The sequence below is a fragment of the Gorillibacterium terrae genome, assembly GCF_051594785.1.
Lineage (GTDB): Bacteria > Bacillota > Bacilli > Paenibacillales > NBRC-103111 > Gorillibacterium.
On record NZ_JBPPGI010000003.1, the window covers coordinates 1 to 17,729 of the forward strand.

Genomic DNA, 17,729 nt, shown 5'->3' on the forward strand with positions numbered 1-17,729 from the left:
AGATCGTTCTCTTAAGCTCATTACTTAACACTTGCGTGTTGTTTGTGCGTCCTCCGAGCCGAAGCCCGAATTCTGCGTCCTATCCACTCGTTGTTCAGTTTTCAAAGGACCATTTTCTTGCGTCGCTTTCTTGCGGCGACCTTTATAATATATCACATCGCCTAGCAGGAAAGCAAGCATTTTTTAAAACTTTTTTTCCGGCGCTTCGTTTAAAGGCGTTGCCTTTTCGAAGGCGGAATACAAATATAGCACGGGCGATAGAATAGAGTCAAATCCAATTACTGGGTTTTATAGACCTGCTACAACCTCGCGGATAAAGTACTGCCTCTCCTGGGTCAAATTCACGATCCGATCGCCTACCTTCACCATCGGCCTCGTCGGATTGGCCCGATCCGTGAAGATGATCTCGCCAATCCGACCGTCGTTGATCTTCACCAGCGTTCCGCTGCTGAATTGCGTCATCCGCTCGATGAAGGTTCTCACGAGCGCGGGCTCCAGCTTGCCGAATGATTCCTGATGAAGCTCCTCCAGCACCAAATAGGGAGAATCCGCACGCTTGTAGGAACGGTTGCTGGTCATGGCGTGAAAGACGTCGGTGATGGCAACAATCTTGGCATAGGGATGAATCTTATCGCCGGCTACGCGCATCGGATAACCGCTGCCGTCTTCCCGTTCATGGTGCTGCAGCGCCGCCAGCTTGACGCCTTCGTTAATGGCCGGCACGTTTTTCAACAGGACATATCCATAAGTAGGGTGCTTGCGGATTTCCTCCCGGTCGGCCGGGGTGAGGGCTTCCTTCTTTTCCAGAATCGATCCATCCAGCTTAGACTTCCCAATGTCATGCAAAAGTCCGGCCAGCGCTACCGGCACGAGGTCTTTCTCGGATAACCCCTGCCACTTGGCAAGCAGGTAAGAGCTTAAGCTGACGTAGATGCTGTGATTGTACAGGTAATCCTCATGTCGAACGGCCTCCGGGTCGCAGAAGAGGGGATGATAGTCCGCTGCGGCTTCAATCAAGTCGATCAACTTGTTGCGAAGCTCGAGAATCGGCAGGGGTTGTCCGGCGGCAGGAAGCGGCAATACCTTGCGCAGCAGCGCCCTCATCGCTCTGAAGGCTTCGTCGAAATCCGCTCTTCCCTGCAGGGTAGGGGAACCCTCCTCGGCATCCGCTTGGTCCGCTGCACGTTCTTGATCCGTGGAATCGTAAATCAGCACGGTGGGAATCAGAAACGCTTGGAGAACCTCCTTATCGGTCTCCGTTACGGTCCTGCCCTTTTCAAACAGCAGCGTTCCCCGACGGGTCAGTACATTTTCGGAAAGCCTGCTCCCCGGCTTGATCTGGGAAACGCCAACGGTCTGCATATCTTTCGCCCCTTTGCTCCACTCGAATCGTTCTCGACTTCGGTATTTATTGTAAAACAAAAAGGAGGGGCGGAAAAGCCCCTCCTTTGAACGTTCTGCACCTTACATTTCGCTTTCTTCCTCCGCCGCATCCTCCGGATCCTCGCTCTTTTCCACGCGCGATACGGTGGCCACTTCGTCGTCCTCCTTGATGTTGATCAAGCGGACGCCCTGCGTGTTCCGGCCCATGAGATTGATGCCGTCCATACTCATGCGGATGATCGTTCCCTGGGTGGTGATGATCATCAGGTCCTCGTCGTCCTTGACGACGTTCAGGCCGACGACCAACCCGTTCTTGGGCGTGATATTGAGCGTCTTGATGCCCTTGCCGCCGCGCGACTGGCTGCGGTAATCGCTCATCGGCGTCCGCTTGCCGAAGCCCTTGGCGGTGACGATCAGCACGCTGTCGTTCTCGCTTACAACGTCCATCGAGATAACGGCGTCGTCTTCGCCGATACTGATCCCCTTAACACCGGTAGCCGCCCGTCCCATCGAACGCACGTCCTGCTCTGGGAAACGGATGGACATGCCCTGCTGGGTGCCCATGATGATCTCCTGCTTGCCGTCGGTCAGCTTCACGCCGACTAGGCGGTCCTCTTCACGCAGGTGTACGGCGATCAAACCGCCCTTGCGGATATACTTGTAGTCGTCGAGCGGCGTCTTCTTGACGATTCCCTCGCGGGTCGCAAAGAACAGGTAGCTCTCGCTCTCATCGGCGGGAATCGGAATAACCGCCGAAATCTTCTCGCCCTGCTCGATCTGGAGCAGGTTGATGATCGGCGTCCCCCGCGCGGTCCGGCTCATCACGGGAATCTCATACGCCTTCAGCCGGTACGCCTTCCCCTTGTCCGTAAAGAACATCAGGTATTGGTGGGTGTTGGAGACGAAGAGATGCTCGACGAAGTCGTCTTCCTTCGTGTCCATCCCGATCACGCCGCGGCCGCCCCGCCTCTGCGAGCGGTAGGTGTTGACCGGCAGCCGTTTGACGTAGCCGGTGTGGCTGAGGGTGATGATAACGTCCTCCTGCGGGATGAGGTCCTCGTCGAGGATCGAATCCTCGCCGACGGTGATCTCCGTCCGGCGTTCGTCGTTAAACTTGTCGCGAATCTCGCCGAGCTCTTCCATGATGATATCGAGAACCAGGTTCTCGTCGCCGAGAATGGCTTTGTACTCGGCGATGCGCTCCATCAGCTCGGCATACTCGGCCTCGATCTTGTCGCGTTCCAGACCGGTGAGGCGGGCGAGGCGCATATCGAGGATCGCTTGCGCCTGCTCGAAGCTGAGGTCGAAGCGGCTCATCAAGCCGTCGCGCGCCACTTCCGTCGTCGGGGACGTGCGGATCAGCTGGATGACTTCGTCCAGGTGGTCGAGCGCGATGCGCAAGCCAAGCAGGATATGGGCGCGCGCTTCGGCTTTTTTCAGCTCGAAGGCGGTCCGGCGGCGAATGACTTCCTTTTGGTGCTCCAAATAATAATAGAGCATATCCTTGAGGGTCAGAATTCGGGCTTCTTTGTTGACCAGAGCCAGCAGAATAATGCCGAAATTCGATTGCATCGCCGTATGCTTGTACAGGTTGTTCAGCACGACGCTCGGGTTGACGTCACGGCGCAGCTCGATCACGATGCGCATGCCGTTGCGGTCCGATTCGTCGCGGAGATCGGTGATGCCGTCGATCCGCTTGTCCCGGACCAGCTCGGCGATATTGGAGATCAGCCGGGCCTTGATGACCTGGTACGGCAGCTCGTGGACGATGATGCGCGCCTTGCCGCCGACTTCCTCGATCTCGGCCTTGGCCCGCATGGTGACGGACCCGCGACCGGTCGCATAGGCCTGCTTGATGCCTTCCCGGCCGAGAATGTAACCGCCGGTCGGGAAGTCCGGACCTTTGATATATTGCATCAGCTCAAGCGGCGTGATTTCCGGATTGTCGACCAGCGCCTTCAGGCCGTCGATGACTTCTCCGAGGTTGTGAGGCGGAATGTTGGTGGCCATCCCGACGGCAATCCCCGACGAGCCGTTGACCAGCAGGTTGGGAAAACGGGAGGGAAGCACATCCGGCTGAATTTCCTCGCCATCGTAGTTGGGAATGAAGTCGACGGTTTCCTTGTTGAGGTCGCGAAGAAGCTCCATGGCCATCTTGGACAAACGGGCTTCGGTATACCGCATTGCCGCAGCGGAGTCGCCGTCGATGGAACCGAAGTTGCCGTGCCCGTCGACAAGCGGATAACGCAGAGAGAAGTCCTGCGCCATGCGCACCATCGTCTCGTAAACGGCCGAATCCCCGTGTGGGTGGTATTTGCCGATAACTTCGCCGACGATTCTCGCGGACTTCTTGTAGGGCTTGTCCGGAGACATGCCGAGTTCGGACATCGCATAGAGAATCCGCCGGTGAACCGGCTTCAACCCGTCGCGAACATCCGGAAGTGCACGCTGGACGATGATGCTCATCGCATATTCCATAAAGGACTCGCGCATTTCCGAACTGATGTCCCGTTCGCTGATTTGCGGATGTAACTCTTCCGCCATGATCGTTACCCCTCCTTCAAGCTTGCCAGCAGAATGAACGCGTTAAACAGCGCGGGGGTCCCGCTCACGGGACCCGGCCGCTGTGCTGTATGGTCAAACGGATAACCGGCTGGCCGGGCTGCGCCGGCTGGCCGTTAAACGTCCAGGTTCTTCACGTGCTTGGCGTGAGCGATGATAAACTCACGGCGCGGTTCGACGTTGTCGCCCATCAGCGTATCGAGAATCCGGTCGGCGTCGATGGCATCGTTGATGCTGACCTGCAGCATCGACCGGCTGGCCGGGTCCATCGTGGTCTCCCACAGCTGTTCCGGGTTCATTTCCCCGAGGCCTTTGTACCGCTGAATCGCGACCTTGGCGTCCAGACTGCCAAACTCCTCCAGCATGATCCGGTCCTTCTGCTTGTCGTTGTAAGCGTAGCGGACCACCTTGTTGCGCTCCAGCTTGTAGAGCGGCGGCTGGGCGATGTAGATATAGCCGGCCTCGATCAGCTTCCGCATGTACCGGTAGAAGAACGTCAGCATCAGGGTGCGGATGTGCGCCCCGTCGACATCGGCGTCGGTCATGATGATGATCTTCTGGTACCGCGCCTTGCTGATATCGAAGTCGTCGCCGATACCGGTGCCGATCGCCGTGATCATCGCCCGGATCTCCAGATTGGAGAGGATCCGGTCGAGCCGCGCCTTCTCGACGTTCAGGATCTTGCCGCGTAGAGGCAGGATAGCCTGGAAGTGCCGGTCGCGGCCTTGCTTGGCCGAACCGCCGGCCGAGTCACCTTCGACGATGAACATCTCGCTGATCGAAGCGTCGCGCGACGAGCAGTCGGCGAGCTTGCCGGGCAGCGAGCTGACCTCAAGCGCGCTCTTGCGGCGGGTCAGTTCGCGGGCCTTGCGCGCCGCTTCACGGGCGCGGGAAGCCTGGATGCCCTTCTCGACGATACGCTTGGCCACGGCCGGGTGCTCGCCGAGGAACGTATCGAGCTTCTCCGCGAACATCGATTCGACGATGCCGCGCACCTCGCTGTTGCCGAGCTTGGTCTTGGTCTGGCCCTCGAACTGCGGCTCCGGCACCTTCACGGAGATGATCGCCGTCATGCCTTCGCGGACGTCCTCGCCGCTCAGATTGCCGTCACTGTCCTTCAACACGCCGTTCTTGCGGGCGTAATCGTTGAGCACCCGGGTGAGCGCGCTCTTGAAGCCGGACTCGTGGGTACCGCCCTCATGGGTGTGAATATTATTGCAGAACGAGAAGATGTTCTCGTTGTAGCTGTTATTGTACTGCAGGGAGATCTCGACCTGGATCGCGTCCTTGCTGCCGCTCACGTAGATTGCCTCGTGGAGGGGTTCGCGGTTCTGGTTCAAGTGCTCGACGAAGGAGACGATGCCGCCCTCGTACTTGAAGGTGTGGGTGACGTCGGTACGCTCGTCAATGAGATTGATCTCGATGCCGCGGTTGAGGTAAGCCAGCTCCCGCAGCCGGGACTGAAGTACGTCGTATTCGTAGACCGTCGTCTCCTGAAAAATCTCCGGATCCGGCTTGAAGGTGATCTGCGTCCCCGTCTCTTCCGTCTCGCCGACGATCTTCACATCGTACTGGGGAACGCCGCGGTGGTATTCCTGCTGATAGACGTTGCCGTTCTGACGAACCTGGGCGATGAGCACCTCGGAAAGGGCGTTGACGACGGAGATGCCGACGCCGTGCAGACCGCCGGACACCTTGTAGCCGGAATCCTCGCCGCCGAATTTGCCGCCGGCGTGAAGCACTGTAAGCACGACCTCAAGCGCCGATTTCTGCATCTTCTCCTGAACGCCGACCGGAATACCCCGGCCGTTGTCGGTGACGGTGATGCTGTTGTCCTTGTGGATGAGAACGTCGATCTTGTCGCAGACGCCGGCGAGCGCCTCGTCGATGCTGTTGTCGACGACTTCCCATACCAGATGGTGCAAGCCCCGCGAACTGGTCGAACCGATATACATCCCCGGGCGCTTGCGGACCGCTTCCAGTCCCTCCAACACCTGGATTTTGCTTGCGTCATAGGAATTTTGCTGAACGTTCATGGACTTTCACCTACTTTTTTTATCTTATGCGGCCTACTTAAAAGGCCTCGTATTCAAAAGAACCGCATCAATTGACGGACAGATGCACCGCCCGTTTTTTGAGCGTCGCAGACGAGATGGGAGAGTAATACACCTTGTCGACGGTCACCACGAGCGATTTGCACTCCTCGTCGCCGATGATCTCGATCTTTTTCTCTTTGGCCGCTTCGGTGATGAATTGCTTCGAGATCTTCGAGTTCTTCTCGATGGACAAATCGAAGATAGCGATGAGCTCCGACGAACGGATAATGCGTTCACCGCCCAAATGGATGTACACCCTGGCGTCCCCCTCTTTAAGCCCAAGCGGGTCTTAGGTTTCCTTATCAAGCACAAACGCGCCGTTCTTCACATGAATAACAGCGGCATCCTGCAATTTGGACACGTCAATGCTCTCGGTGCCGGTCGTCGTGATAAACGTCTGCACCTTGTCCTGGAAGGTCTCGATCAACTGGGTCTGCCGGTTCCGGTCCAGCTCGGACAGCACGTCGTCGAGCAGCAGGATCGGATACTCTCCCGCTTCCTCGCGAATGAGCTCCAGCTCCGCCAGCTTGAGGGACAAGGCGGTGGTTCGCTGCTGCCCTTGGGAGCCGAAGACATGCGCCTCTTTGCCGTTTATAGAAAAGACCATGTCGTCCCGATGGGGGCCGATCAAGGTCGTTCCTCTGCGCAAATCCTGATTTCTCACCTTGTTTAACTGTACCATAAAGTTGTCAAATAGAATAGATTCATCTTCCGTTGCCTCGCCGAAAGAGGGCTTGTAATCGATGACCAGCTCCTCTTGTCCGGCGGTAATTCCGGAGTGAATCCGCTCCGCCCAGCCTTGCAGCTTCTCTATAAAGCTTTGACGTTTTTTCATGATTTTAGTACCGTGCCGCGCAAGCTGTTCGTCCCAGATGGCGAGCAGGTTCTCGTCGACCTTGCCGAAGTCGGCCTGCTTGAGGAAGTTGTTGCGCTGCTGAAGCACCTTCTGGTACTGCATCGACTCGTATAGATAAGAGGGGTAGACCTGCCCGATCTCCATATCGAGAAAACGCCGCCGGATTCCCGGGGCGCCCTTGACGATTTCCAAATCCTCCGGCGCGAACATGACCACGTTGAAGGAGCCGATGAATTCACTTAAGCGGCGCTGCTCCAGCCCGTTGATGCGGGCCTTCTTTCCCTGCTTGGAAAGGGCGAGCGAGAGCTGGACCGCTCCGTATTTCTTATCCACTTCCCCGTAAACGACCGCCTCGTCCCGGTTCCAGCCGATCAGCTCGCGATCCTGATGGGTCCGGTGCGATTTGGTCAGCGCCAGCACGTAGATGGCCTCCAGGAGGTTGGTCTTTCCCTGCGCGTTCGGCCCTACGAACAGGTTAACCCCGTTCGTCACCTCGAGTGTCAACTGCTCGTAGTTCCGGTAATGCGAAAGCGAGAGCTTTTTGAGGAACATCAGCCCTGCCTCGCGATCCGGAACTCCCCGAAGCCGTCCACCTGCACGAGGTCCCCGTCCACAAGCTTGCGCCCGCGGCGGTTCTCCGCTTCTCCGTTCACTTGAATGGCCGTCTCCTGCAAAAAGGGCTTCGCCTGTCCGCCGGAATCGATGCAATCGGTCAGCTTCAGGAATTGGCCGAGCGTAATGTAGTCGGTATGAATCGGAACGGTTCTCATACGCATCCTCAATTCGTCGTCCGGTACGGCAGAATGAGCTGAAGCACCTTCGTCTCGCCGAGCGGTTCGATAATGATCGGGCTCATCGCGCCGGTGAAGCTGAGCTTGACGCCTTCGCTGTCGAGGACGCGGAGCGCCTCCAGCATGTATTTGGAGTTAAACGAAATCTTCAGCAGGTTTCCGCTCAGCTGCTCGACGGGAATGGTCTCGGTCACCTTGCCGAGCTCGCTCGAGCTGGAGGAAATCTCCAGGGTCTGGTCTTCGTTCATGATCAGCTTGACGATGTTCGTCTTCTCTTCGCGGGACAAGAGGTAAGCCCGGTCGATGGCCTCGGTCAGCAGCTTGCTGCTCACCGTGATCTCCGTCTGAAACTGCTGCGGGATCAGCTTGGAGGTGTCGGGATAGGTTCCTTCCAGGAGGCGGCTGTAGAACAGCAGATTGTCCATGCGAAACAGCACTTGATTGTCCGATACAACGATATCCGTCAGCGCGTTCTCGTCCGGCAGCACCTTGGAGAGCTCGTTCAGCGTCTTGCCGGAAATGACCACACTGCGGAAATACTGCTCCTCCCCGGCGGCAAGCGGCGTCTCCCGCTGAGCCAGGCGATGGCGGTCGCAGGAGATGAACTTGAGTCCGTTCTCGTCCAGGCTGCACAGCACGCCGGTCAGAATCGGGGTGGTCTCGCTGGTGGAGACGGCGTAGGAGGTCTGCCGGATCATCGTCTTCAGCAGATCGCTCGGCACGGAGACGATCTTCTTCTCCTCGATCAGCGGCAGTTGGGGATATTCCTCCGGATCGAGGCCGACCATCTGCACTTCCGAGCCGCCGGAACGGATGGTGGCATGGAAGGGGGGGCGGATCTCAATTTCGATTTCGTTCGAGGGGAGCTTCTTGATAATTTCGCCGAAGAATTTGGCCGGAAGCACGACGCTGCCCGCCTGGTCCAAACGAATAACCTGCACGCCGTCTTTTTCCGCCGGTATGAAGGACTGGATGGTGATGTCGGCGTCGCTTGCCGTCAGGCGTACGCCTTCCTCGTTCGCATCGAATTTAATGCCGCTCAGGATGGGGATCGGCGACCGGCTGGTGATCGCTTTGGAGACGTGGCCGATGGATTCGTTCAAGTGTTCTTTCAAAATGGACAATTTCACTTCGGAAAACCTCCGGTTCTGATTTCGCTGTATCTTGCATAGATTGATGGCAAGGGTTCGTTTCGACGGGTTCTTTATTATTAAGATTGTATATAATAACTAGAATTCGTAGTAGGGCCCCTGAATATGTGGATATGTGGCAAAGGCCAAGCTGCAACGCGCTATCCACATGTGAATAGAATGTGTACAAAGAAAAGCGTCATCCACAGACGGACAAGCCTATAAACCGGCTTGTTTGATCTTGTCGGTGATGTTCTGGAGAATGCGCGCCAGCTCCTGGTCCTCGCGCAGGCTCATGGAAATTTTCTCGTGGGCGTGGATCACCGTCGTGTGATCGCGGCCGCCGAAGGCTTCGCCGATCTTGGGCAGGGAGTAGTCGGTCAGCTCGCGGGAGAGGTACATGGCGACCTGCCGCGGAAAGGCGACCGCCTTCGTCCGTTTGCGCGCCTTGAAATCCTCCATGCGCAGTCCGTAAAATTCCCCGACCTTCTGCTGGATATCCTGTATGGTAATCACGCGCGGCCGGCTGGACGGGATGATATCCTTCAAGGCGTCGGCAGCCAGCGCCACGGTCACGTCCTCGTTCATCATCGACGAGTAGGCGACAACGCGAATGAGCGCGCCCTCGAGCTCGCGGATGTTGGTATCGATCTGATTGGCGATGTAGACCATCGCCTCGTTGGGAATTTCCAGGTTCTCGCTCTTGGCTTTCTTGCGGAGAATGGCGATCCGCGTCTCCAGGTCGGGCGGCTGAATGTCCGTGATCAAGCCCCACTCGAACCGGGAGCGCAGGCGCTCCTCCAGGGTGGGGATTTCTTTCGGCTGCCGGTCGCTGGAGATGATGATCTGCTTGCGTTCCTCCTGAAGAGCATTGAAGGTATGAAAAAATTCCTCCTGCGTCTGCTCCTTGCCGGCGAGAAACTGGATGTCGTCGATCAGCAGAACGTCGATGCTGCGGTATTTGTTGCGGAAGCTCTCGCCCCGGTTGTCGCGAATCGCGTTGATGAATTCGTTGGTGAACTTCTCGCTGGAGATATACAGCACCTTCGCGGCCGGATTGTGCTGAAGCACATAATGGCCGATCGCGTGCATCAGATGCGTCTTGCCCAATCCCACTCCGCCGTAGAGGAAGAGAGGGTTGTAGGAATTGGCGGGATCCTCCGCCACGGCCAAGGACGCCGCATGAGCAAACCGGTTGCCCGCCCCGATGACAAAGGTATCGAAGGTATACCGGGGATTCAGCATGTTGGCGAAGTTCTCCTCGCCCTGCGCGGCGGGCTTGACGGCCACAGGCGCCGGGACGGCCGCTTGGGCGGCGGCGAGCGACTGCGCTTCCTCCTCCAGCACGAACTGGACCTCGACCTGAAGCCCGAGCGTATCGTATACGGCGGTGGCGATCAGCTTCGCGTATCGGGATTCCAGCCATTCCCGGGCGAAGTTGTTCGGCGCGCAAATCACCAAGAGCCGGTCGGTGAATACGCTGGCCTTGGTGGATTTGAGCCATGTATCGAAGCTCGGTTTGCTGAGACGGGTCTGAATGGCGGACAGGACCTGCTGCCACAGGTCGTTGACTTGACGATCCACTACAACATTCACTCCTTTGAATAAGCAGAGAAAAAAAGAGCTCCTTCGGAAGGGAGGGAGAAAGTTCGACAGCATCCCGATAGGAACGACGCAAACGGCCCTTGCCCGACAGTTAGATAAGGACATGAGCCGTTTAATCAGAGGTGAATTATCCACATGGATAATCCTATGTGAGTTCATTTATAAAGAAGCGTGGAGAATTGTTAACAGACTTATCCACAGGATGTGTATAATTATCCCCGGTTTCCGTTCTATCCACAAGCCTAAAGTAATAATAATATATCAAACAAAGCCTGTCGTTTCAACGAATTTTATCTTTTATCCACAAATCCCATAACTAGTGGGACCAAATTGTGCACAGCACTACATATTGTGAATAATCTGTTCGCATGTCGACAAACTGTGCAAAACGGCCCTTTCGAGTTACCCACATCCCCTTAAAAACCGAGAAACGCCAGAGGAAAGCGAAAAGCTCCCCTTCTCAGGAAGAGGGAGCTTTTTGTCATGCCGAAAAAGATGTTAACAATCCTTTCATATCGAATGATCGGGAATTTTCGGCGGTGGCCAACCCAGGAAAAAGGACAGACCCAAACGCTTGATTTATTTTGACGAAAAGGAAATAAAAGTATGATATCCGTCACATAGGCTTCTACTTTTTGGGAATATACTCCATAGCATGTATTCCAGTAGCAGAAGGAATGGAAAGGGTGGGGGTTCGTGTTTGTAAAAGAGGCAGGAGAAGTCGCTTTTGAAAAGTATCAACAAGCCCGACCTTGGTTCAATTCCTCGAATGTCAGCTTTTTGCGTGAAGAGAAGGAAGGATATGTGTCATGCCATTCGAGGAAAGCTGTCTTTCTGGGTGAAATTTTGATCAATCCGACAGCCATGTTCATCCTTCGGCTTTGCGATAGCTGTCTTGCGCCGCAGGAGGTCAGCGGCCGCCTTCACAGCCTCTATCCGGATGTGGAGCTCGCAGAAATCGAGAATGACGTACAAGAGATCTTGTTTACTTTTTCTAAAAACGGACTTATCGATTGGGGAAAGGAAGGCAACCCGTTTATGACGACAAAAGAGGTCAGGTTGGCCGACGGTTATTCGCTTGCGCTGGCAGGGGAAGAGGATATTCGCACCTTAATTCAATTTATTCACTCCCCATCCTTTTACCAAAATGCTCTCTCCTACATGAATCCTCTGCGGGACGACAACGAGTACTCCGATGAGCTTCTCTACCGGGCCAAGCTGTTCAATTACTCCGAGGAATTCTTTCTGTTGAAGGACAACGAGAATCGGGTGAAGGGAGTCGTCTCGGTGCTGCTGCCGACGCAAAAGAAATCGACGAGCTGTTCGTTCGGCTTGCTTTCTCTGGATGAGGCTTATCTGGAGGCCGCTTGGGGAATGGTCAAGGAAGTGCTTCCGGAGATCGCGGTTTGGGATGTAAGCAAGATCAAATTCCATGGCATCCTGCAAAAGCACGACCGGATTACCGAGCTGCTCGAGCAGATGGAGTTCAGCAAGGAAGGGATTTTCAAACAGGAAATCTATCATCACGACATTGAAATTGTAAGCTACCTATATTGAGGTGAACCCCGTGGATTCGTTTTCGCTGATCGACCAAGCAGCCGATTTTTTGGTAGGGCCCCATCAGATCGCCTTCGATATCACCAACAAATGCAACCTGCGCTGCCTGCATTGCTACAACAACAGCGGGGAGAACGCCGTTTCGAGGAAAGAATTGACGGATGAGCAGGTCATGGCGTTCATCGACGACGCAGCCGAGATGCGATTGTTCAATTTTTGCTTTTGCGGCGGCGAGACCCTGCTTCGTAAAAATCTCGTCTATCGCGCGGCGGAACGCCTCAAAGCCAAGGGCGTAAATACCGTCTCGCTCGTCACGAACGGCTTGCTGCTGGATCGAGACACGGCAAGCCGCCTCAAGGAAAGCGGCATCGACCGTCTTCAGCTGAGCATTGACGGCGCTCGCGCCGCCTCGCACGATCGGTTGAGGAACAAGCAAGGAGCTTACGAAAAGGTGATCGAAGCGCTTCATCTCCTGAAGGAGCTGGGCATGTATTGCTCCGTCGCCTTCACGCCCACTTCGTTCAACATTGAGGAATTTACCGACGTTTACCGGATGCTGAAGGAGGTCGGCGTTACAGGGGAACTCCGATGCCAGCCGCTCATGCCGATCGGAAGGGCGGATGACAACGAAGAATCCATCAAGCCGACGGAGGACCAGTACCGGCGACTCGTCCGGGAGATCAATCATCTGACGGCGGATAACGCTTCGTCCTCGGTTACGATTCAATGGGGAGATCCCATTGACCACCTGATCCGCTACCGCAAAAAGATCAATCGTTGCGTCAACCATTGCGTCGTCAGGGCCAACGGAGATATCGCCGTATCCGCCTATCTGCCGCTCATCGTCGGAAATGTCCGCCGTCATCCCTTAAGCGAATATTGGAATGCCGGGCTGGGACGGATCTGGGAGAAGGCCATTCCGAACGAGTTTGCGAAAACGCTGCTGTGCATGGAGGATATGAAGGGAAACGATCAGGGACTCCCCGTTGCATGGAAGGATGGAGACCTCTATCTGGATATGCTGGAGCATGACCTGAATGATCTTAGGCTGCTGCAGCTGCAAGAAGCTTAACCTCTTCTTCCATACTTTAGGAGAGGGGGTGAAGGTATGAGCTATGTAAAGCCGAGCGTCTCCAGCTTGGGCGGAGGAAATGAACCGCAGTCCAATTGGCTGTGGCTAGACACGGTTGCTCTGGGAGCCGCATATGTCATTGCGGCGGTTGCCGCCATCGGAATCGAAGTGGTGATCTAGGATGGACCCACTGTTAGGAAGACACGAACGTATAGCGGGGCAGCTTCGCTCTTATCCGGCTCTCTACCTAACCGCCCCGCTTATTTTCGCGTTTCTTAAGACCATACGGACAAGAAGAGGGTAGGGTTAAATGAAGAAGATCAAGGCAATGTGGGTCTGGGTGGCGCTCATCCTGGGAACGCTCATCCTGAATGGGGCATTTTATTCTTCGTTGCCGGAGCAGGTCGGACTCCAGACGAATTCAGGCAAGCTCGTCAATTACGTCGACAAGTCCTTGTTTCTTTTTCTGGTGCCGGCGATTCAGCTCGTGATTGCCATCTATTTGAAATGGTCGAAAAAATCGGACCTGAGAATCATCATTCTGAATGCCGTTTTTTTGGCCGTGGATTTGGTTATTCTTTATGCCAATCTGTAAAGAGTCTTTCGAAGCGAGGAAGGTCAAGCAACTGATCGTGATCCAATTCAAGAACAGCCGGATCTACGAGAAAGTCAGCCAGAAGCATTTTGCCGTCACCGCTCTGGCTCTTCTCGCCGGTGTGGCATTTATCCTGCGGACGCTGCTCGGTACACAGCTTCAGCGCTTCTATCAAGAAGTCGCAACCCTGGGATTGGAAAGCCGGGTCCTGGACCTGCTGATCGCCAGTTTGCTCGGGCAACTGTTGGTGCTCGGCTTGTTTCATGTGCTTTCTTCGTTTTACTTTTCCAAAGACATCGCCTTCTATCTGCCCCTGCCGATTCGGCCGAGGGAGCTTCTCCTGTCCCACTTGTTCTATGTATGGGTGGGGCAATGGCTGATCTTTCTGCTCGGAATCGGCACCTTTATGGGATTCTACGGAGCGCAGCATTTTCCCGCCGCAGGCTTCTATCTGAACGGCTTGCTGGCGAGCGCGCTGCTGCCGGTCGTGCCCTTGGTTGTGCTGTCTCTGTTTGCGTTCTTGGTCATGAGGGCGATCAATCTGAGCCGGTACAAACGGCTGCTCCAATTTGTCCTTTACGCCTTTTTGGCGGCGACCCCTTTTCTCGTCCGACAGGCGTTTCGCGCCGTCTTGGCCTCTGCGGAGGTTCCTCGCCGGAGCTTGCTGGTGCGTTTTTTGGATCGCCTCTTCTTTCATTATGCCAATCCGATCGATCTCCTGCTCCTGGTGCTTGCCGCCGCAGTCTCGCTCACGGTCTTTGCCGCAGTCGGCGAGAAACTCTATTACCGGGGCGTAAGGGGCGGCTTAAGCTCCTCGGAAGCGGCGGGCGGCCGGCGGCAAAGGGCGAGGGGAGTTCGGACCCATCGTTCGGAGACGGCCTATCTTCTGAGCGAATGCCGGGCGATCGCACGAAACCCGGTCTTCTTGATTCAATGTCTGGTGAAGAATGCCCTATGGCCTGTTTTGGTGCTTGCGGTGCTGTGGTGGAGCAAGAGCGAGCTTCTTCATGTCCTGCCGAACCTGACGGTCCTGAAAAGCCGCTGGGACGGAAGTTTGCTGCTGTTCGTGGCCGGGGTTATTTACTTGCAGGTGGGCCAAAACTATTCGGCCGCCGTCTCGATCTCCAAAGACGGGGGGCAGGTTGCATTCTTCAAGCAGATTCCGATGGCATACGGCAAGCAGATTTGGCTGCGCGCGCTGTCCTGCGCCATTCTCCTGGATGCGCCGGCGCTGGTTCTCCTGACGGCGATCCTATGGCTCGCCGGGCCCGCCTGGCAGGTCTGGCTGCTTTCGTACCTGTTGCTTGGTCTGATGGGAATGCTGGGCGCTCTGCTCGGCGTACTGGTGGACTTGGGCAATCCTTACCTGGACTGGAACAGCGAAGCCGCGCTGGTGAAGCATAACCTGAACATCTTCCTCGTAAGCCTGGCGGCCATCGGCGTTGCCGGCGGATTGTTTTTTCTCGCCTTTCGTTATGCGCTCTCGATTCCGGCTGCGGCAGGGATTGGCATCGGCTTCCCCGCCGCCGGTCTTCTGGCGCTGGCCTGGCTTGTGCAGGCCAAGGGGGAAGCCTGGTTCAAACGAATTCTTCCTTCGTCTTGAGGCCGATAAAGAAGGGATGACGGACATGTTGTCGATAAGGAATGTCAGCAAGAGCTACCATGGCGGAAGTCCGGTTCTCGATAACCTGAGCTTGGAGGTGATGCCGGGCGAGCTGTTTGGGTTTCTCGGTCCGAACGGGGCCGGAAAAACGACGACCATCCGCTTGATAACGGGCATTCTGGATCTGGACCAAGGGGAAATCGAGCTGAACGGGTGCAGCATTCAAAAGCAGCCGCTCGAGGCGAAGCGCCAGTTTGGCTTCGTTCCGGATCAGCATGAGTTTTTTTTGCGTTTAAAGGGGATTGAATATGTAACCTTTTTGGCGGATCTCTATGGGGTGCCGATTACCGAACGGAAGGCGATTCTCGAGGAGCTGGCGGACCGATTCGAAATGCAGCCGCATCTGGGTCAACCGATCGGCGCCTATTCCCACGGCATGAAGAAAAAAATCTCCATTATCGGCGCCATGATCCATCGCCCCCGGCTGCTGATCCTCGACGAGCCGATGACCGGCTTGGACCCCAAGGCCAATAGCGAACTGAAGAAAATTATGAAGGAGTACACGCAAACGGGGAGATCGGTATTCTACTCCACGCACATCCTGGAAACCGCGGAACATCTATGCGATAAGATCGCCATCCTGCATAAGGGAAAGCGGCTTTTTTCCGGAACGATGGAGGAGTTGAGGACCCCGTATCATTCCACTCAAACGCTCGAGGAGATTTTTCTCGAGCTCACCCGATAAATTTCCCGAAGCGGCGCTTCTTTTCTTGACTTTTCGCTTTAGACGTGTTGTAATGGGGAAAGGTATTTTTAAGGATGGCATATTCGGGAGGTGCAAAATAGATGAAACCGACTTATCAACCGAATACGCGGAAGCATAAGAAAGTACACGGCTTCCGCAAGCGGATGAGCACCAAAAACGGCCGGAAGGTCCTGTCGGCTCGCCGGTTAAAAGGCAGAAAGCAACTGTCCGCCTAAGAGGAAGACCACGAGCGTGGTCTTTTTCTTTTGTATCCTTATTCTTTAGTCTCTCTTATATTTTCACGGAAAACCGTTAAAACTGACATACGGAGGGCCGCCGACCTGTTATGATCAAAGAACATCGCCTGCGCAAGAGAGAGGACTTCAACCGGGTATACCGCAGGGGCAAGTCGACTGCGAACCTTCAGTTTGTCCTTTACTTTTTACCGCAGAGAGAGCCCGGACCCTTCCGCCTCGGCGTATCGGTAAGCAAGAAGCTCGGCAATGCCGTCGTTCGCAACAGCATCCGGCGGAGGATGAAGGAAATCGTCCGGCTGAACGCGGACAAGATCCAGCCGGGCCTCGATGTGGTGATCATCGCCCGCAAGCCGGTTGCCTCGATGGACTATGCGGAGATGGAACGAAGCCTGCTGCATGTAATCCGCCGTTCCGGAATCAGCGGCAAACAAAAATGAAACCAAGCCGACCCTGTTCCGTACACAAAGAGGGGCCTTGCAGTCTGGGCTTGATTTGTTTCTTTGTTAGGGTAAATATGTTATATTTGACTTTAGACATGAAATGATATTGGCTTCGGGAGGCATTCTTTTGATCAGGAAATTTTCAAAGCTTTGGCCGGTTGCGCTCCTTCTACTGATGGCTGGCTGTACGGTAAATAATAAAGACGGCACCCTCAAGGAAATTAACCGCCAGAGCGGGATTTGGGACCGTTTTTTTGTTGGGCCTTTGTCGGATTTTCTTAAATATATCGGCGATTTAACGGGCGGGGCGTACGGTATCTCCATCCTGGTCGTTACCATCATTGTCCGGTTTGTCGTGCTTCCCTTGACGCTTAAGCAGTACAAGAGCAGTAAGGCGATGCAGGCCCTTCAGCCGGAATTGGCCAAGATTAAAGAGAAGTACAAGGACGAGCCCCAAAAACAGCAAGAAGAGACGATGAAGCTCTTCACGCAAAACAAAGTAAATCCGATGGCCGGCTGCTTCCCGCTGCTCATCCAGATGCCGGTGCTCATGGCTCTCTACAACGCCATTTATCGGACGCCGGAAATTCGCGAGCATGCCTTCCTGGGCATTCAGCTGGGATCTCCCGACCATTATATCCTTCCGATTGTCGCTGCACTCACGACTTTCCTTCAGACGAAGCTGATGCCCAAGCAGCAGACGCAGCAGATGGGCGCCATGCAGACCATTATGCTCATCTATCCGGTTATGATCTTCTTCATCGCCCAAACCATGCCGGCCGCTCTGCCGCTTTACTGGATCTTCTCTAACCTCTTCACCATCATCCAGAACTTCTTCATTTACCGGGACAAGCCGGGCGTCGCTGTCGTAACGGCCGGAGATACGGCTGCCGTGAACGCCGTCTCCAAGAAAAAGAGCGGCTCCGCGAGCGGTTCCGTCAAGAACGGCAACGTCAAGAACGCTCCCAAGAATGCAGGCAAGTCCGCCGGCAAAACCGCGAAAAAACCATCTAAATAATAGGGGTGGTCCCGATATT

17 protein-coding genes and 1 pseudogene are annotated in these 17,729 nt (G+C 55.4%); 10 read left to right on the plus strand and 8 right to left on the minus strand.

The window, feature by feature from the left end; all coding sequences use genetic code 11:
• Positions 1-288: 288 nt before the first annotated feature.
• From ACSEXS_RS12635 to dnaA, 8 genes are all read right to left on the minus strand, one after another.
• A complete protein-coding gene (locus ACSEXS_RS12635) occupies positions 289-1,362 on the minus strand; it encodes an HD-GYP domain-containing protein (protein ID WP_438433597.1) in 1,074 nt (357 codons plus the stop codon).
• Between the two features lie 102 nt (positions 1,363-1,464).
• Positions 1,465-3,927: a DNA gyrase subunit A gene (gyrA, locus tag ACSEXS_RS12640; protein ID WP_438433598.1), complete on the minus strand. Its 2,463-nt coding sequence runs from the start codon at positions 3,925-3,927 to the stop codon at positions 1,465-1,467.
• A 134-nt stretch (positions 3,928-4,061) separates the two neighbouring features.
• Positions 4,062-5,981, minus strand: a complete 1,920-nt coding sequence (gene gyrB, locus ACSEXS_RS12645) for a DNA topoisomerase (ATP-hydrolyzing) subunit B (RefSeq protein ID WP_438433599.1) — start codon at positions 5,979-5,981, stop codon at positions 4,062-4,064.
• A 67-nt stretch (positions 5,982-6,048) separates the two neighbouring features.
• Positions 6,049-6,297 (minus strand): extracellular matrix regulator RemB, encoded by a 249-nt coding sequence (gene remB, locus ACSEXS_RS12650; RefSeq protein WP_438433600.1) that lies wholly within the window; start codon positions 6,295-6,297, stop codon positions 6,049-6,051.
• A gap of 33 nt (positions 6,298-6,330) precedes the next feature.
• Positions 6,331-7,449: a DNA replication/repair protein RecF gene (recF, locus tag ACSEXS_RS12655; protein WP_438433601.1), complete on the minus strand. Its 1,119-nt coding sequence runs from the start codon at positions 7,447-7,449 to the stop codon at positions 6,331-6,333.
• Positions 7,449-7,667: a S4 domain-containing protein YaaA gene (gene yaaA, locus ACSEXS_RS12660; protein WP_438433602.1), complete on the minus strand. Its 219-nt coding sequence runs from the start codon at positions 7,665-7,667 to the stop codon at positions 7,449-7,451. The genes recF and yaaA overlap by 1 nt, the downstream gene beginning before the upstream one ends.
• Positions 7,668-7,675: 8 nt before the next feature.
• Positions 7,676-8,818 (minus strand): DNA polymerase III subunit beta, encoded by a 1,143-nt coding sequence (gene dnaN, locus ACSEXS_RS12665; protein WP_438433603.1) that lies wholly within the window; start codon positions 8,816-8,818, stop codon positions 7,676-7,678.
• Positions 8,819-9,037: 219 nt separating this feature from the next.
• A complete protein-coding gene (dnaA, locus tag ACSEXS_RS12670) occupies positions 9,038-10,402 on the minus strand; it encodes a chromosomal replication initiator protein DnaA (protein WP_438433604.1) in 1,365 nt (454 codons plus the stop codon).
• Positions 10,403-11,227: 825 nt separating this feature from the next.
• On the opposite strand from dnaA, the pseudogene ACSEXS_RS12675 reads away from it, so the two are divergent.
• The 10 genes and pseudogenes from ACSEXS_RS12675 to ACSEXS_RS12720 all read left to right on the plus strand — a co-directional run.
• Positions 11,228-11,422, plus strand: a pseudogene (locus ACSEXS_RS12675) (PqqD family protein); the annotation flags it as partial.
• A gap of 39 nt (positions 11,423-11,461) precedes the next feature.
• Positions 11,462-11,980 carry a hypothetical protein gene (locus tag ACSEXS_RS12680; protein WP_438434054.1) on the plus strand — a complete coding sequence of 173 codons (519 nt, stop codon included), beginning with the start codon at positions 11,462-11,464 and terminating at the stop codon, positions 11,978-11,980.
• A gap of 10 nt (positions 11,981-11,990) precedes the next feature.
• Complete coding sequence (locus ACSEXS_RS12685) at positions 11,991-13,052, plus strand: radical SAM/SPASM domain-containing protein (RefSeq protein WP_438433605.1); 1,062 nt, start codon at positions 11,991-11,993, stop codon at positions 13,050-13,052.
• A 36-nt stretch (positions 13,053-13,088) separates the two neighbouring features.
• Positions 13,089-13,232 carry a hypothetical protein gene (locus tag ACSEXS_RS12690; protein ID WP_438433606.1) on the plus strand — a complete coding sequence of 48 codons (144 nt, stop codon included), beginning with the start codon at positions 13,089-13,091 and terminating at the stop codon, positions 13,230-13,232.
• Between the two features lie 130 nt (positions 13,233-13,362).
• Complete coding sequence (locus tag ACSEXS_RS12695; protein ID WP_438433607.1) at positions 13,363-13,647, plus strand: SdpI family protein; 285 nt, start codon at positions 13,363-13,365, stop codon at positions 13,645-13,647.
• Entirely contained in the window at positions 13,634-15,250 is a 1,617-nt protein-coding gene (locus ACSEXS_RS12700; protein ID WP_438433608.1) for a hypothetical protein, read from the plus strand. Before ACSEXS_RS12695 ends, ACSEXS_RS12700 begins: the two co-directional genes overlap by 14 nt.
• Positions 15,251-15,275: 25 nt before the next feature.
• On the plus strand, positions 15,276-15,995 hold the full coding sequence (locus tag ACSEXS_RS12705; protein ID WP_438433609.1) for an ABC transporter ATP-binding protein: 720 nt from the start codon (positions 15,276-15,278) through the stop codon (positions 15,993-15,995).
• A 101-nt stretch (positions 15,996-16,096) separates the two neighbouring features.
• Positions 16,097-16,231, plus strand: coding sequence for a 50S ribosomal protein L34 (gene rpmH, locus ACSEXS_RS12710; RefSeq protein WP_438433610.1), 135 nt, complete (start codon positions 16,097-16,099; stop codon positions 16,229-16,231).
• Between the two features lie 110 nt (positions 16,232-16,341).
• A complete protein-coding gene (gene rnpA, locus ACSEXS_RS12715) occupies positions 16,342-16,689 on the plus strand; it encodes a ribonuclease P protein component (protein ID WP_438433611.1) in 348 nt (115 codons plus the stop codon).
• 130 nt (positions 16,690-16,819) lie between these two features.
• Complete coding sequence (locus ACSEXS_RS12720) at positions 16,820-17,710, plus strand: YidC/Oxa1 family membrane protein insertase (protein ID WP_438433612.1); 891 nt, start codon at positions 16,820-16,822, stop codon at positions 17,708-17,710.
• Positions 17,711-17,729: the final 19 nt, after the last annotated feature.

Coding starts and splice junctions, on each gene's coding strand:
- ACSEXS_RS12700 (WP_438433608.1), top strand. CDS start 13,634: ATGCCAATCTGTAAAGAGTCTTTCGAAGCGAGGAAGGTCAAGCAACTG.
- gyrB (WP_438433599.1), bottom strand. CDS start 5,981: ATGAACGTTCAGCAAAATTCCTATGACGCAAGCAAAATCCAGGTGTTG.
- ACSEXS_RS12695 (WP_438433607.1), top strand. CDS start 13,363: ATGAAGAAGATCAAGGCAATGTGGGTCTGGGTGGCGCTCATCCTGGGA.
- recF (WP_438433601.1), bottom strand. CDS start 7,449: ATGTTCCTCAAAAAGCTCTCGCTTTCGCATTACCGGAACTACGAGCAG.
- yaaA (WP_438433602.1), bottom strand. CDS start 7,667: ATGAGAACCGTTCCGATTCATACCGACTACATTACGCTCGGCCAATTC.
- ACSEXS_RS12635 (WP_438433597.1), bottom strand. CDS start 1,362: ATGCAGACCGTTGGCGTTTCCCAGATCAAGCCGGGGAGCAGGCTTTCC.
- ACSEXS_RS12680 (WP_438434054.1), top strand. CDS start 11,462: ATGACGACAAAAGAGGTCAGGTTGGCCGACGGTTATTCGCTTGCGCTG.
- rnpA (WP_438433611.1), top strand. CDS start 16,342: ATGATCAAAGAACATCGCCTGCGCAAGAGAGAGGACTTCAACCGGGTA.
- gyrA (WP_438433598.1), bottom strand. CDS start 3,927: ATGGCGGAAGAGTTACATCCGCAAATCAGCGAACGGGACATCAGTTCG.
- rpmH (WP_438433610.1), top strand. CDS start 16,097: ATGAAACCGACTTATCAACCGAATACGCGGAAGCATAAGAAAGTACAC.
- ACSEXS_RS12690 (WP_438433606.1), top strand. CDS start 13,089: ATGAGCTATGTAAAGCCGAGCGTCTCCAGCTTGGGCGGAGGAAATGAA.
- ACSEXS_RS12705 (WP_438433609.1), top strand. CDS start 15,276: ATGTTGTCGATAAGGAATGTCAGCAAGAGCTACCATGGCGGAAGTCCG.